The organism is Streptomyces wedmorensis (assembly GCF_000716445.1).
Taxonomy (GTDB): Bacteria; Actinomycetota; Actinomycetes; order Streptomycetales; family Streptomycetaceae; genus Streptomyces; species Streptomyces wedmorensis.
This window is the reverse complement of sequence record NZ_JNWK01000241.1, coordinates 1-213: the sequence shown is the minus strand read 5'-3', so window position 1 is coordinate 213 and position 213 is coordinate 1. Positions and strand designations below refer to the sequence as shown.

The 213-nt window shown below is 67.1% G+C and carries 1 protein-coding gene; it reads right to left on the bottom strand.

Annotated features, from left to right (window positions below):
* The coding region (locus OO54_RS41270) for a beta-ketoacyl synthase N-terminal-like domain-containing protein (RefSeq protein ID WP_033213077.1) at positions 1-213 on the bottom strand (213 nt) is incomplete at both ends.

The following is a 213-nucleotide window of genomic DNA, read 5'->3' as shown; positions in this document are numbered from 1 at the left end:
CCCGCGGCATCCTCCAGGAACCCACCCTCACGGACATAACTCCTCCCCGCACGATCCGGATCCTCATCGAACAACGACCCCAGATCCCACCCCCGATCCCCCGGGAACCCACCGATGACATCCACCTCACCGGCAACCAACCGCCACAGATCCTCCGGCGACGACACCCCACCCGGAAAACGGCACGCCACCCCCACGATCGCCACCGGCTCG